Source organism: Pseudomonas sp. SDO5591_S426 (genome assembly GCF_054070755.1).
The window spans coordinates 1-14,323 of sequence record NZ_JBSVXD010000042.1 but is presented as its reverse complement, the minus strand read 5'-3'; the positions used below and the strand labels follow the sequence as shown (position 1 = coordinate 14,323).

11 protein-coding genes are annotated in these 14,323 nt (G+C 58.7%); all 11 read left to right on the top strand.

The features are described from left to right. Positions 1–75: 75 nt before the first annotated feature. The 11 genes from ACW9JC_RS11475 to ACW9JC_RS11425 all read left to right on the top strand — a co-directional run bounded on the left by ACW9JC_RS11475 (position 76) and on the right by ACW9JC_RS11425 (position 14,264). Positions 76–2,874 (top strand): LPS-assembly protein LptD, encoded by a 2,799-nt coding sequence (locus ACW9JC_RS11475; protein ID WP_457455061.1) that lies wholly within the window; start codon positions 76–78, stop codon positions 2,872–2,874. Next, a complete protein-coding gene (gene surA, locus ACW9JC_RS11470) occupies positions 2,849–4,171 on the top strand; it encodes a peptidylprolyl isomerase SurA (RefSeq protein ID WP_448109543.1) in 1,323 nt (440 codons plus the stop codon). Before ACW9JC_RS11475 ends, surA begins: the two co-directional genes overlap by 26 nt. Next, positions 4,168–5,157, top strand: coding sequence for a 4-hydroxythreonine-4-phosphate dehydrogenase PdxA (gene pdxA / locus ACW9JC_RS11465; RefSeq protein WP_457455060.1), 990 nt, complete (start codon positions 4,168–4,170; stop codon positions 5,155–5,157). The genes surA and pdxA overlap by 4 nt, the downstream gene beginning before the upstream one ends. Further along, positions 5,154–5,972, top strand: a complete 819-nt coding sequence (gene rsmA, locus ACW9JC_RS11460; RefSeq protein ID WP_338583479.1) for a 16S rRNA (adenine(1518)-N(6)/adenine(1519)-N(6))-dimethyltransferase RsmA — start codon at positions 5,154–5,156, stop codon at positions 5,970–5,972. Before pdxA ends, rsmA begins: the two co-directional genes overlap by 4 nt. A gap of 123 nt (positions 5,973–6,095) precedes the next feature. Further along, positions 6,096–6,476, top strand: a complete 381-nt coding sequence (gene apaG / locus ACW9JC_RS11455) for a Co2+/Mg2+ efflux protein ApaG (RefSeq protein WP_338583481.1) — start codon at positions 6,096–6,098, stop codon at positions 6,474–6,476. Further along, positions 6,476–7,360, top strand: coding sequence for a symmetrical bis(5'-nucleosyl)-tetraphosphatase (locus ACW9JC_RS11450; RefSeq protein ID WP_457455059.1), 885 nt, complete (start codon positions 6,476–6,478; stop codon positions 7,358–7,360). The genes apaG and ACW9JC_RS11450 overlap by 1 nt, the downstream gene beginning before the upstream one ends. Positions 7,361–7,393: 33 nt before the next feature. Beyond that, positions 7,394–7,723, top strand: a complete 330-nt coding sequence (glpE, locus tag ACW9JC_RS11445) for a thiosulfate sulfurtransferase GlpE (protein ID WP_457455058.1) — start codon at positions 7,394–7,396, stop codon at positions 7,721–7,723. 297 nt (positions 7,724–8,020) lie between these two features. Continuing rightward, on the top strand, positions 8,021–9,943 hold the full coding sequence (locus ACW9JC_RS11440) for a PrkA family serine protein kinase (protein WP_045059965.1): 1,923 nt from the start codon (positions 8,021–8,023) through the stop codon (positions 9,941–9,943). A 203-nt stretch (positions 9,944–10,146) separates the two neighbouring features. Then, positions 10,147–11,418 (top strand): YeaH/YhbH family protein, encoded by a 1,272-nt coding sequence (locus ACW9JC_RS11435; RefSeq protein ID WP_457455057.1) that lies wholly within the window; start codon positions 10,147–10,149, stop codon positions 11,416–11,418. Continuing rightward, complete coding sequence (locus ACW9JC_RS11430) at positions 11,415–12,977, top strand: SpoVR family protein (protein ID WP_338583489.1); 1,563 nt, start codon at positions 11,415–11,417, stop codon at positions 12,975–12,977. The genes ACW9JC_RS11435 and ACW9JC_RS11430 overlap by 4 nt, the downstream gene beginning before the upstream one ends. A gap of 63 nt (positions 12,978–13,040) precedes the next feature. After that, positions 13,041–14,264: a multifunctional CCA addition/repair protein gene (locus ACW9JC_RS11425; protein WP_457455056.1), complete on the top strand. Its 1,224-nt coding sequence runs from the start codon at positions 13,041–13,043 to the stop codon at positions 14,262–14,264. The last annotated feature ends 59 nt before the right edge of the window (positions 14,265–14,323 follow it).

Below are 14,323 nucleotides of genomic sequence, written 5' to 3'. Positions count from 1 at the left end.
ATCTTTTTCAGACCATCGAGAGGCGTGCGGCCCACACCGCGGGCAGATGGCACGCAGGAAGCCCGGACTAATAAGATGGCATTGAAATCCCCCGCGTTTCGTAAAAAATTTCCGTTGTTGGTAACCGGCAGTCTGCTGGCCTTGCAACCTCTAGCCACTTCCTTCGTGGTCGCCGCGGAACAGTATGACTGCTCAGTCTCTGCTTCGGGTGCCTGGGACTGTGCGCCAAAGGCGCCGGCGGCTGCATTGCCTCCGCGTCCCGTCCATGACGGCAGCGCAGTTTCCGCAACCGGCGAAACACCGGCCGAGGAAGGCTCCAGCGAAGACACCGGTGCCAAGACTGCGCTGGTTACCGAGTCCAAGGGCCGCGGCCTGAAGTCGCGTAGCGAAGACTACAGCCACCTCGACTGGGTTCCCCGTGAGCAGCTCACTGCAGCGCAACTGGCCGAAACCGGTCCATATTGCTCTGGTTCCTATATCGAACCGATTCGTCCTGGCATGAATGACAAGACGAGTAAAAGTGACGCCCCTACCTTTATCGGTGCCAAAGCTTCCCGCTATAAGCAGGATGAGCAAGTCGCCACCCTGGCCGGTGACGTGGTCATGCGCCAGGGCAGCATGCAGGTCGAAGCCGACGAAGCCAACCTTTACCAGGCCGAGAGCCGTGGTGAGCTGAGTGGCAACGTGCGCATTCGCGACAACGGCGCTCTGATCGTGGGCGACCACGCCGACGTGCAGCTCGATACCGGTGAAGCCAAGGTCGACAACGCCGAATACGTGATGCACAAATCCCGTATCCGCGGTAACGCGCTGTACGCCAAGCGTGCCGAGAACGCCATCATCCGCCTCAAGGATGGTACGTACACCACGTGCGAACCGAACAGCAACGCCTGGCAGCTCAAGGGTAATAACATCACCCTGAACCCGGCCACCGGTTTCGGTACCGCGACCAACGTGACACTGCGGGTCAAGGACATTCCGGTCCTGTACACGCCGTACATCTATTTCCCGATCGATGACCGTCGCCAGTCCGGTTTCCTGCCGCCGACCATCGGCACCGGCAGCGATACCGGCTTCATGCTGGTCACGCCGTACTACTTCAACCTGGCACCGAACTACGATGCCACGTTGTACCCGCGCTACATGAGCAAGCGTGGCATGTTGGTGGAAGGCGAATTCCGCTACCTGACCAAATCCAGCGAAGGTCAGTTCGGCGCCGCCTACCTCAACGACGAGGACGACGAGCGCAAGCTGCAGACTGACTACGAAAAAACCCGCTACATGTACAACTGGCAGCACAAGGGTGGTCTTGATTCGCGTGTGTTCACGCAAGTCGACTACACCAAGATCAGCGATCCTTATTACTTCCAGGATCTGCAGACTGACCAGATTGGCGTGAAAAGTGCCGACTACGTGAACCAGCAAGGCGCCGTCACTTATCGCGGCGACAGCTACACCGCTCGCGTGAATGCCCAGGCTTATCAGCTCGCGACCGTGTCGAACATCACGCCGTACGACCGTTTGCCGCAGATCACCTTTGATGGTGCGCTGCCGTATCGTCCAGAAGGCCTGGAATTCACGTACAACACTGAAATCGTGCGATTCGATCGGGACCTGGAGAACGGTAACTTCACCGATGAAAACGGTAATGTGGAACCGCGTCTCGACACCAACGTTCAAGGCCTGGCCCGAGCTACCGGTGATCGCCTGAACCTTGCTCCTGCCGTCGCCCTGCCGTTGAACTGGACGTATGGTTTCCTGAAGCCGAAACTCAAGTACCAATACACGCAGTACGAACTGGACCTGGACAGCATCGGCAAGAACCAGATTGCAGCGCAATCCGCCGAGCAGGACCGCCTCCTTGGCACCTTTGGCAGCAGCCAGAACCGTGGCGTGCCGATTGCCAGCGTCGATAGCGGCCTGTATTTCGATCGCGACACCCAATGGTTCGGCAAGAACTATCGCCAGACGCTTGAACCACGCCTGTTCTACCTCTACGTGCCCGAGAAGGACCAGGAAGACATTCCGGTATTCGACACCAGCGAATACACCTTCAACTACTCGTCGTTGTTCCGCGACAACCGTTTCTCCGGTTCCGACCGTGTCGGCGACGAAAACAAACTGTCGCTGGGCGTAACCAGTCGCTGGATCGAAGACAACGGTTTCGAACGTCAACGCATCAGCGTCGGCCAAGCGTTTTATTTCAAGGATCGCGAAGTCCAGCTGCCGGGTATCGATGCAAAAACCCGTGAAGATGCGCATTCCGATGTTTCTCCATACGCTCTGGAATACGAATATCGCTGGAACCGCGATTGGCGCACCACCGCCGATTACAACTGGGACCCGGACACCCGCAGCCCTCGCTCGGGTAGCGCGATGTTCCACTATCAGCCTGAAGACAACCCGAACAAGGTCGTCAACGCCGGCTATCGCTATCGCAATGACCAGGTTCGTTACGACCAGAACACCGGTCAATGGCAAGTGGGTGGCGGTGACTACGGCGTCCCGGGCCAGCCTGGCTACGTGAAGGATTACTACAAGATCGTGCAGCACGACTTCTCGGTGATCTGGCCGGTCGTGCCGCAATGGAACGTCATCAGCCGCTGGCAGTACGACTACAACCGCAACCGTACCCTGGAAGCCTTCGGTGGTTTCGAGTACGACAACTGCTGCTGGAAACTGCGTTTGATCAACCGTTACTGGGTCGACTATGAAGAATTCAGTCAGGCCGCTCCGGAAAACGAAAAAGGCGACCATGGCGTCTTCCTCCAAATTGTTCTGAAGGGACTCGGCGGCCTTACCGGCTCCAAAGTAGAGAGTTTCCTCGACAAAGGCATTCAAGGTTATCGTGAACGTGAAGACCAAGCTTTCTGATTGTCTGCGCCCGCTGCTGCTGGGCGCGCTGTTCCTGGGTACCGCGGCCAACGCCGCGGTACAGTCCATCGACAAAGTGGTGGCCATCGTCGACAACGACGTGGTCATGCAGAGCCAACTGGACCAGCGCGTTCATGAAGTTCAGCAAACCATCGCCAAGCGCGGCTCTGCCGTGCCTCCGGCCAGCGTGTTGGAGCAGCAGGTGCTTGAGCGCCTGATCGTCGAAAACCTGCAACTGCAGATCGGCGAACGTTCCGGCATCCGCATTACCGATGAAGAACTGAACCAGGCTGTCGGCACCATCGCCCAGCGCAACAACATGACGGTCGACCAGTTCCGTGCGGCCCTGACTCACGACGGTCTGTCCTACGACGACGCCCGTGACCAGATCCGTCGCGAAATGGTCATCAGCCGTGTACGTCAGCGCCGTGTGGCCGAACGCATCCAGGTGTCCGAGCAGGAAGTGAAGAACTTCCTCGCTTCCGACCTTGGCAAGATGCAGCTGTCTGAAGAGTTCCGCCTGTCCAACATCCTGATTCCTACGCCGGAAAGCGCCAACTCCGACGCGATTCAGAACGCAGCCAAACAGGCTGACGCGGTTTACCAGCAGCTCAAGCAAGGCGCTGACTTCGGTCAGTTGGCCATCGCCAAATCCGCCAGCGAAACCGCACTGGAAGGCGGCGACATGGGCTGGCGTAAAGCCGCTCAACTGCCACCTCCGTTCGATCGCCTGTTGAGCACCATGACTGTTGGCGACATCACCCAGCCAATGCGCACGCCAGGGGGCTTCATCATCCTGAAGATCACCGACAAGCGTGGCGGTCAAGCGCAGGTGCGTGACGAAGTGCACGTGCGTCACATCCTGGTCAAACCGAGCCCGATCCGCGACGAAGCAAAGACCAAAGCGTTGGCTGAATCGCTCTACGCTCGTATCGAAGCTGGCGAAGATTTCGGCGAGCTGGCGAAAAGCTTCTCGGAAGACCCGGGCTCCGCTCTCAACGGCGGCGACCTGAACTGGATCGACCCGAACGCACTCGTTCCGGAGTTCCGCGAAGTGATGGCCAAGACCCCACAAGGTCAGCTGTCCAAGCCATTCCAGACTCAATATGGCTGGCACGTCCTGGAAGTCCTTGGCCGCCGCGCCACCGACAGCACCACCCAGGCTCGCGAGCAACAAGCCATGACCGTACTGCGTAACCGCAAATACGACGAAGAGCTGCAAACCTGGTTGCGTCAGATCCGTGACGAAGCGTACGTAGAAATCAAACTCCCTGGCGCCGACCAGGCAGCGCAGTGAAACCCAAACGATTCGCGCTGACACCCGGTGAACCGGCCGGCATAGGTCCCGACCTGTGCCTGCTGCTCGCCTCGCAAGCCCAGCCACACCCCCTGATTGCCATTACCAGCCGCGACCTGCTCCTTGAGCGGGCCACGCAGCTGGGCGTGGTTGTCGATTTGCTGCCGGTCACACCGGACAGCTGGCCGGATGTACCCGCGCCTGCCAACAGCCTGTATGTCTGGGATACGCCACTCAACGCCAAGGTCGTCGCCGGGCAACTGGACAAGGCCAACGCGGCTTTTGTCCTGGAAACCCTGACCCGCGCCGGCCAAGGTTGTCTGGACGGGCATTTCGCCGGGATGATCACCGCGCCCGTGCATAAGGGCGTGATCAATGAATCCGGGATCGCCTTTTCCGGGCACACCGAATTCCTCGCCGACCTGACCCACACCGCACAAGTGGTGATGATGCTGGCCACCCGTGGCCTGCGTGTGGCGCTGGTCACCACCCACCTGCCGCTTCGCGAGATCGCCGACGCGATTACGCCGGAGCGTCTGGAACGGGTTACGCGAATCCTGCATGCCGACCTGCAAGAAAAGTTCGGCATCGCCCAGCCACGCATTCTGGTGTGCGGGCTCAACCCCCATGCCGGTGAAGGCGGACACCTGGGCCATGAAGAAATCGATATCATCGAACCCACATTAGAGCGCCTGCGCGGCGAAGGCATGGACCTGCGCGGTCCCCTGCCCGCCGACACTCTGTTTACCCCCAAATATCTGGAGCACTGCGACGCAGTGCTGGCGATGTACCACGACCAGGGCCTGCCTGTGCTGAAATACAAAGGCTTCGGCGCTGCAGTCAACGTAACGCTGGGCCTGCCGATCATCCGCACTTCGGTCGACCACGGCACTGCCCTGGACCTGGCCGGCAGCGGCAAGATCGACACCGGCAGCCTGCAAGTCGCCCTGGAAACCGCCTACCAGATGGCCGAGACCCGTTTATGAACGAGCAATACCAACACAAGGCGCGCAAACGCTTTGGCCAGAACTTCCTGCACGATGCCGGCGTTATCGACCGCATCCTGCGCTCCATCCATGCAAAAGCCGAAGACCGCCTGCTGGAAATCGGCCCGGGCCAGGGTGCGCTCACCCAAGGCCTGTTGAGCAGTGGCGCGCAACTCGATGTGGTGGAGCTGGACAAGGACCTGATCCCGATCCTCAACCAGCAGTTTGCCGGCAAGAGCAATTTCAACCTGCATCAGGGTGATGCGCTGAAATTCGACTTCAATAGCCTGAATGCCGCCCCCGGCAGTCTGCGCGTAGTCGGCAACCTGCCGTACAACATCTCCACACCGCTGATTTTCCACCTGCTGCACAACTCCCACCTGATTCGCGACATGCACTTCATGCTGCAAAAGGAAGTGGTCGAGCGTCTGGCGGCAGGGCCTGGCGGTGGTGACTGGGGCCGGTTGTCGATCATGGTTCAGTATCACTGCCGGGTTGAGCATCTGTTCAACGTCGGTCCGGGCGCGTTCAATCCGCCACCGAAAGTCGATTCGGCTATCGTGCGCCTGGTGCCTCACGCCGTGCTGCCGCATCCTGCCAAAGATCACAAACTGCTGGAACGCGTTGTGCGCGAAGCTTTCAACCAGCGTCGCAAAACCTTGCGCAACACCCTCAAGTTGCTGCTGAGCAACGCTGAAATCGAAGCCGCCGGCGTCGATGGCAGCCTGCGTCCCGAGCAACTCGACCTGGCTGCCTTCGTGCGCCTGGCTGACAAACTCAGCGAACAATCCCTACAGAAGCCAGCGGACGTCTGACAGAACTGAAGCGTGATCGGGTAGGACACCAGCGCCCATGTCTGGTTTACTACCCGGTACTTGGCCTAGACTGATCCCAATCAGCTGCGCCCCGCGTCCCGCTTCGTTTTTAAGGCCTCTTGCATGTCCGATCCTCGTTATCAGGTCGACGTCAGCGTCGTCACCCGCTATCTGGCAGAACAATCGCAACCCGAACACGACCGCTTTGCCTTCGCCTACACCATCACCGTGCAAAACAATGGCCTGATACCGGCCAAACTGTTGTCACGGCACTGGGTGATCACCGATGGCGACGGACATGTCGAAGAGGTTCGCGGTGCGGGCGTCGTTGGCCAGCAGCCGTTGATCGACGTGGGCAAGAGCCACACCTACAGCAGCGGCACGGTCATGACCACCAAGGTCGGCACCATGCAAGGCACTTATCAGATGATTGCCGACGACGGTAAGCATTTCGACGCCATCATCGCGCCATTTCGTCTGGCGGTGCCCGGAGCCTTGCACTGATGGCGACGTATGCCGTCGGCGACTTGCAGGGCTGCCTGGAAGCGCTGCAATGCCTGCTCAAGCAAGTCGCGTTCGATCCGGCAAAGGATCGTCTGTGGCTGGTCGGCGACCTGGTCAACCGTGGCCCGCAATCGCTCGACACCCTGCGCTACCTCTATAGCATCCGCGAATCGCTGGTTTGCGTACTCGGCAACCACGACCTGCACTTGCTGGCCGCCGGGAAAAACATCGAACGCCTGAAGAAGGCGGACACCCTGCGCGAGATTATCGAAGCCCCCGATTGCGCCGAGCTGCTGGAGTGGCTGCGCCAGCAAAAACTCATGCATTACGACGCACAACGGAACATTGCGTTGGTGCATGCTGGTATTCCACCGCAATGGTCGCTGCGCAAAGCCCTGAAGTACGCTGGCGAAGTCGAAACCGCCCTGCGCGACGACAACCTGCTCCCGCCCTACCTCGACGGCATGTACGGCAACGACCCGGCGAAATGGGACAGTGAGCTCAAAGGCGTGACGCGCCTGCGAGTGATCACCAACTATTTCACCCGCATGCGTTTCTGTACGGCCGAAGGCAAGCTCGATCTCAAGAGCAAGGAAGGCCTGGGTACCGCACCGGCAGGCTACAAGCCCTGGTTCCAGCACAAGGAACGCAAGACCAAGGACGTGAAGATCATCTTCGGTCATTGGGCCGCGCTGGAAGGCAACGTTCAAGAGCCGGGCATTTTCGCCCTCGACACCGGTTGCGTCTGGGGCGGCGCCTTGACCCTGATGAATGTCGACACTGGCGAACGCCTGTCCTGCAAATGCGACGAACATGGCAATGCCGCCACCTCACCGCTCACCCCACAAATTTCCGAACCATCGTCAGCCAGCGCCCCGCGCTAGACTGCGCTTTCAGCCGAGCCACAGGAGCCCGCCATGAGCGAATTCAAACGTATTCCCCCGGAACAGGCCCATGCCCTGCGCGAACAAGGCGCAGTGGTGGTCGATGTTCGTGATCCCGCCACTTTCGCCGCCCTGCACATCGCCGGCTCGAAGCATCTGGACAATCATTCCCTGCACGCTTTCATCCAGGGTGCCGACCTTGATGCACCGACTGTCGTGGTCTGCTACCACGGCAATTCCAGCCAGGGCGCTGCCGCCTACCTGATCAGCCAGGGCTTCTCCGACGTCTACAGCATGGATGGCGGTTTTGAGCTGTGGCGTTCGACGTATCCTTCAGAAACGGCGCAAGGCACCTCTGAATAATTTTTTTGTAACACGCAAGCCCCCGGCTCCCGCGGGCTAGCGCGGTGGCAGACGAACGGTCTGCCACAACTAATTACGTATCTCGCCTTTACCTCCCGAATTCCCAACTATCCTTAAGCGCAGGCCATCCAAAACAGGGGAGAGCCGGTACACCGGCGCGCGGATCATCGGGAGTAGCTTTCGCAGTAGTCAGCTGCGAAAGGTTTCTGGGGGGTAAACAGCGACTGCCTGTTCGGTTGCTGCCAGCATCGACTGAATGATCCGGCGTCGGCTCCACGTATCGAGCGAGGTGACGTCATGAGTATCTTTAGCCACTTCCAACAACGTTTCGAGTCCACACGCCAGGAAGAACTCTCGCTGCAAGAGTATCTGGAACTGTGCAAACAGGACCGTAGCGCCTACGTTTCCGCCGCCGAGCGTCTGCTCCTGGCCATCGGTGAACCGGAGCTGCTCGACACCTCGACCAACTCGAGACTGTCGCGAATCTTCTCCAACAAGGTGATCCGCCGCTATCCGGCCTTTGAAGACTTCCACGGGATGGAAGAATGCATCGACCAGATCGTTTCGTATTTCCGCCATGCCGCTCAGGGCCTGGAAGAGAAGAAACAAATCCTCTATCTGCTCGGGCCCGTCGGTGGCGGTAAATCGTCCCTGGCCGAGAAGCTCAAACAGCTGATCGAGAAAGTCCCCTTCTACGCGATCAAGGGCTCGCCGGTATTCGAATCGCCTCTGGGTCTGTTCAACGCCACTGAAGATGGCGCGATCCTCGAGGAAGACTTCGGCATTCCACGGCGCTACCTCAACACCATCATGTCGCCATGGGCCACCAAGCGCCTGGCCGAATTCGGCGGCGACATCAGCCAGTTCCGCGTGGTGAAACTGTACCCGTCGATCCTCAACCAGATCGCCGTGGCCAAAACCGAGCCGGGAGATGAAAACAACCAGGACATCTCGGCACTGGTGGGCAAGGTCGATATCCGCAAACTGGAAGAATTCCCGCAAAACGACGCCGACGCCTACAGCTACTCGGGCGCACTGTGCCGGGCCAACCAGGGCCTGATGGAATTCGTCGAAATGTTCAAGGCGCCGATCAAGGTGCTGCACCCATTGCTGACCGCCACCCAGGAAGGCAACTACAACAGTACCGAAGGCCTGGGCGCGATTCCGTTCACCGGGATCCTGCTGGCCCACTCCAACGAATCGGAATGGCATACCTTCCGCAACAACAAGAACAACGAAGCGTTCATCGACCGGATCTACATCGTCAAAGTGCCGTACTGCCTGCGGGTCAGCGACGAAGTGAAGATCTACGACAAGCTGCTGTTCAACAGCTCGCTGGCCAAGGCCCATTGCGCGCCGGACACCTTGAAGATGCTGGCCCAGTTCACTGTGCTGTCGCGCCTGAAGGAGCCGGAAAACTCCAACATCTATTCCAAGATGCGCGTGTATGACGGCGAGAATCTCAAGGACACCGATCCGAAGGCCAAGTCGATCCAGGAATACCGCGACAACGCCGGTGTCGACGAAGGCATGAACGGTCTGTCGACCCGCTTCGCGTTCAAGATCCTGTCGAAGGTCTTCAACTTCGATCCGCACGAAATCGCCGCCAACCCGGTGCATTTGCTCTACGTGCTGGAACAACAGATCGAACAGGAACAGTTCCAGGCCGAGACCCGCGAACGCTACCTGCGCTTCCTGAAGGAGTACCTGGCACCGCGTTATATCGAATTCATCGGCAAGGAAATCCAGACTGCCTACCTCGAGTCTTACAGCGAGTACGGCCAGAACATCTTCGATCGCTACGTGCTGTACGCCGACTTCTGGATCCAGGACCAGGAATACCGCGATCCGGAAACCGGCGAGATCCTCAACCGCGTAGCCCTGAACGAGGAACTGGAAAAAATCGAAAAACCGGCCGGCATCAGCAATCCGAAGGATTTCCGCAACGAAATCGTCAACTTCGTACTGCGCGCCCGGGCCAACAACAACGGCAAGAACCCGACCTGGCTCAGCTACGAAAAACTGCGGGTGGTCATCGAGAAGAAAATGTTCTCCAACACCGAGGACCTGCTGCCGGTCATCAGCTTCAATGCCAAGGCCAGCAAAGAAGACCAGCAGAAACACAACGACTTCGTCACACGGATGGTCGAGCGGGGCTACACCGACAAACAGGTACGACTGCTGTCCGAGTGGTATCTGCGGGTCAGAAAATCACAATAACCCGCTGCCGGTCAGACCGGTTGTCGTCAGCCCGAGGCCTGTATACGGATTTTCTGTTACACAGGCCTCTGGAGGTGTTCGAAAGTCGGTAGCGAGATTCAGGTCGCGTCCACAGCGCTTGGGGGAGCCTGTACCCCCCTTGGCACTCTGTTGACTGCTGCTTGAACGCTCGCCCCTTTCAGGACAGCTTCTAAGGAGCAGTCATGAGCTATGTGATCGACCGACGTCTCAATGGCAAGAACAAGAGCACGGTGAACCGTCAGCGGTTTCTGCGGCGTTACCGTGATCACATCAAGAAGGCTGTCGAAGAGGCGGTCAGTCGGCGCTCCATTACCGATATGGAGCACGGCGAGCAAATCAGCATTCCCGGCCGCGACATCGACGAGCCGGTGCTTCACCATGGTCGCGGTGGCAAACAGACAGTCGTGCACCCCGGCAACAAGGAATTCACCAGCGGCGAGCACATTGCCCGTCCGCCGGGAGGTGGCGGTGGCAGAGGGCCTGGCAAGGCCGGTAACTCGGGCGAAGGGATGGACGAGTTCGTCTTCCAGATCACCCAGGAAGAATTCCTCGAGTTCATGTTCGAGGACCTCGAGCTGCCGAACCTGGTCAAGCGCAACCTGTCCGGCACCGACACCTTCAAGACCGTGCGTGCCGGGATCAGCAACGAGGGCAACCCGTCGCGGATCAACATCATCCGCACCCTGCGTTCAGCCCATGCGCGACGAATCGCCCTGTCCGGCAGCAGCCGGGCGAAACTGCGCGAAGCCAAGGAAGAACTTCTGCGATTGAAGCAGGAAGAGCCGGATAACTTCGGCGATATACAGGACCTTGAGGCAGAAATCGAAAAACTCAGCGCGCGCATTCATCGCGTACCGTTTCTCGACACCTTCGACCTCAAGTACAACCTGCTGATCAAGCAACCCAACCCCAGCTCGAAAGCGGTGATGTTCTGCCTGATGGACGTCTCCGGCTCAATGACCCAGGCGACCAAGGATATCGCCAAGCGCTTCTTTATCCTGCTGTACCTGTTTCTCAAGCGTAACTACGACAAGATCGACGTTGTGTTCATCCGCCACCACACCAGCGCCCGCGAAGTGGATGAGGAGGAGTTTTTCTATTCCCGTGAAACCGGCGGCACCATCGTCTCCAGCGCCCTGAAGCTGATGCAGGAGATCATGGCCGAGCGCTACCCGGCCAACGAATGGAACATCTACGCCGCCCAAGCCTCCGACGGCGACAACTGGAACGACGACTCGCCCATCTGCCGCGACATCCTGATCAACCAGATCATGCCATTCGTGCAGTACTACACTTACGTTGAGATAACCCCACGCGAACATCAGGCCCTGTGGTTCGAATACGAGCGCATCGCCGAAGCCTTTTCTGACACTTTTGCCCAGCAACAACTGGTCTCGGCCGGGGATATCTATCCGGTCTTCCGTGAACTCTTCCAGCGCAGGTTAGTGACATGACCGCCAAAGAGCAGAAGCGCCAACCCATATCCACCGGCTCCGAATGGACGTTCGAGCTGATCCAGGCCTACGACCGCGAAATCAGCCGTATTGCGGCCGGTTACGCGCTCGATACCTACCCTAACCAGATCGAAGTGATCACCGCCGAACAGATGATGGATGCCTATGCCTCAGTCGGCATGCCACTGGGTTATCACCACTGGTCCTACGGCAAACACTTCCTCAGCACTGAAAAGTCCTACAGCCGTGGCCAAATGGGGCTGGCCTACGAGATCGTGATCAACTCCGACCCGTGCATCGCCTACCTGATGGAAGAAAACACCATCTGCATGCAGGCGCTGGTTGTGGCGCATGCCTGCTATGGCCATAACAGCTTTTTCAAAGGCAATTACCTGTTCCGCACGTGGACTGACGCCAGTTCGATCATCGATTATCTGGTGTTCGCCAAGCAGTACATCATGCAGTGCGAAGAGCGTCACGGCATCGACGCTGTCGAGGATCTGCTCGATTCCTGCCATGCCCTGATGAACTACGGCGTCGACCGCTACAAACGCCCTTATCCGATTTCCGCCGAAGAAGAACGTCGCCGGCAAAAGGACCGAGAGGAACACCTGCAGAAACAGATCAACGACCTGTGGCGCACCATTCCAAAAGGCGCGGATAAATACAGCGACAAAGACAACGCACGCTTCCCTGCCGAGCCGCAGGAAAACATCCTGTATTTCATCGAAAAACACGCGCCACTGCTGGAGCCGTGGCAACGGGAAATCGTGCGGATCGTGCGCAAGATCGCCCAGTACTTCTACCCGCAACGTCAGACCCAGGTGATGAACGAGGGCTGGGCCACGTTCTGGCACTACACCCTGATGAACGACCTGTACGACGAAGGCCTGGTCACCGACGGCTTCATGATGGAGTTCCTGACGTCCCACACCAGCGTGGTCTTCCAACCCGGCTTTGACAGCCCCTACTACAGCGGCATCAACCCGTATGCGCTGGGTTTTGCCATGTACCGTGACATCCGCCGCATGTGCGAAGAGCCTACGGAAGAAGATCGCCGCTGGTTCCCTGACATTGCCGGTACCGACTGGCTGGCAGCCATCAAGTTCGCCATGAGCAGCTTCAAGGATGAGAGCTTCATCCTGCAGTACCTGTCACCGAAGGTGATCCGCGACCTCAAGCTGTTCAGCATTCTCGATGACGATCAAAAGGACGACCTGCTGGTCCCAGCGATTCACGACGAGGGCGGCTACCGGATCATCCGTGAAACCCTGGCCGCGCAGTACAACCTGGGCAACCGCGAACCCAACGTGCAGATCTACAGCATCGACCGTCGCGGCGACCGCTCGCTGACCCTGCGCCACCAGCAACACGACCGCAAACCGCTGGGAGAATCCACCGAGGAAGTGCTCAAGCATTTGCATCGTCTCTGGGGCTTCGACATTCATCTGGAAACCCTGCAAGGGGATCAGGTGATGAAAACCCACCATGTGCCACCCAGAAGCGAACACAGCGAAGGCGATTACGGCCGGCTGGACCTGGCCGTCATCCATCTTTGATTCTGTTTGTGCCTCCGAAAGCCCGACGCAACGGTTATCCTGTCGAGCTAACGGAGGTTTTTTATGCGGATTTATAAAGTTGGCGGTGCGGTGCGTGATCGCCTGCTGGGCATCCCGGTCACCGACGTCGATCGTGTCGTGGTCGGCGCCACCACCGAAGAGATGCTCGCCAAGGGATATCGCCCGGTAGGCGCGGATTTCCCGGTTTTCCTTCATCCAAAAACCGGTGAGGAATACGCCCTCGCCCGAACCGAACGCAAAAGCGGACGCGGTTATGGCGGGTTCACCTTCCACGCCAGCCCTGAAGTGACCCTCGAAGAAGACTTGATCCGCCGCGACCTGACGATCAATGCCATAGCCGAAGATGATCAACAGAAACTGACCGACCCCTACCACGGCCAGCGCGACCTTGAAGCGCGCGTTCTGCGCCACGTATCCCCCGCGTTTGCCGAAGATCCGCTCAGGGTTCTGCGTGTTGCCCGCTTTGCTGCACGTTATGCAGGGCTCGGCTTCACCGTTGCTCCCGAAACGCTTGAGCTGATGCGCCAACTCAGCGAGTCGGGCGAACTGGAAGCACTGACGGCGGAGCGGAGCTGGAAAGAGATCTCCCGCGCCCTGATGGAAAACCAGCCTCAGGTATTCATTGAAGTGCTGCGTGCTTGCGGCGCACTCAAGGTGCTGATGCCGGAGGTCGACGCATTGTTCGGCGTACCTCAACCGGAGGCCCACCATCCGGAAATCGACACAGGCGTACATACCCTGAGCGTGCTGGAACAAGCCGCGCTGCACAAACAACCGCTGACCGTGCGCTGGGCCTGCCTGCTGCACGACCTCGGCAAAGGCCTGACACCGGAAGAAGAATGGCCCAGGCATATTGCCCACGAGTTCAAAGGACTGAAGTTGATCAAAGCGGTCAACGAACGTTTCAAGGCACCGAGGGATTGCCAGAAACTGGCGTTGTTGGTGGGCGAATGTCACACCCACGGCCATCGTGCGCTGGAACTGAAGCCCTCGACCTTGCTGGAGTTGCTGCAAAGCTTCGACGTTTACCGTCGGCCGCAACGATTCGAAGAATTCATCGCGGCGTGCGAGATGGACGCACGCGGGCGCAAAGGATTGGAAGAGAGAAGTTACCCACAGGCGGATTATTTGCGTGGGGCGGCAACTGCGGCTCGCAACGTCGCGGTTCAGCCGTTGCTGGAGAAGGGATTCAAAGGGCCGGAGCTGGGTGAGGCGATCAAGCGTGAGCGGCTTAAAGCGTTGAAGGCCTACAAAGAAAAAGGTTAAACAAGATCAAAAGATCGCAGCCTTCGGCAGCTCCTACAGGAAAAACATAAATACATGTA

What these genes read in the sequence shown, in the direction of transcription:
- ACW9JC_RS11475 (WP_457455061.1), top strand. Translation starts at nt 76, where the DNA reads ATGGCATTGAAATCCCCCGCGTTTCGTAAAAAATTTCCGTTGTTGGTA.
- rsmA (WP_338583479.1), top strand. Translation starts at nt 5,154, where the DNA reads ATGAACGAGCAATACCAACACAAGGCGCGCAAACGCTTTGGCCAGAAC.
- apaG (WP_338583481.1), top strand. Translation starts at nt 6,096, where the DNA reads ATGTCCGATCCTCGTTATCAGGTCGACGTCAGCGTCGTCACCCGCTAT.
- ACW9JC_RS11450 (WP_457455059.1), top strand. Translation starts at nt 6,476, where the DNA reads ATGGCGACGTATGCCGTCGGCGACTTGCAGGGCTGCCTGGAAGCGCTG.
- glpE (WP_457455058.1), top strand. Translation starts at nt 7,394, where the DNA reads ATGAGCGAATTCAAACGTATTCCCCCGGAACAGGCCCATGCCCTGCGC.
- ACW9JC_RS11440 (WP_045059965.1), top strand. Translation starts at nt 8,021, where the DNA reads ATGAGTATCTTTAGCCACTTCCAACAACGTTTCGAGTCCACACGCCAG.
- ACW9JC_RS11435 (WP_457455057.1), top strand. Translation starts at nt 10,147, where the DNA reads ATGAGCTATGTGATCGACCGACGTCTCAATGGCAAGAACAAGAGCACG.
- ACW9JC_RS11430 (WP_338583489.1), top strand. Translation starts at nt 11,415, where the DNA reads ATGACCGCCAAAGAGCAGAAGCGCCAACCCATATCCACCGGCTCCGAA.
- ACW9JC_RS11425 (WP_457455056.1), top strand. Translation starts at nt 13,041, where the DNA reads ATGCGGATTTATAAAGTTGGCGGTGCGGTGCGTGATCGCCTGCTGGGC.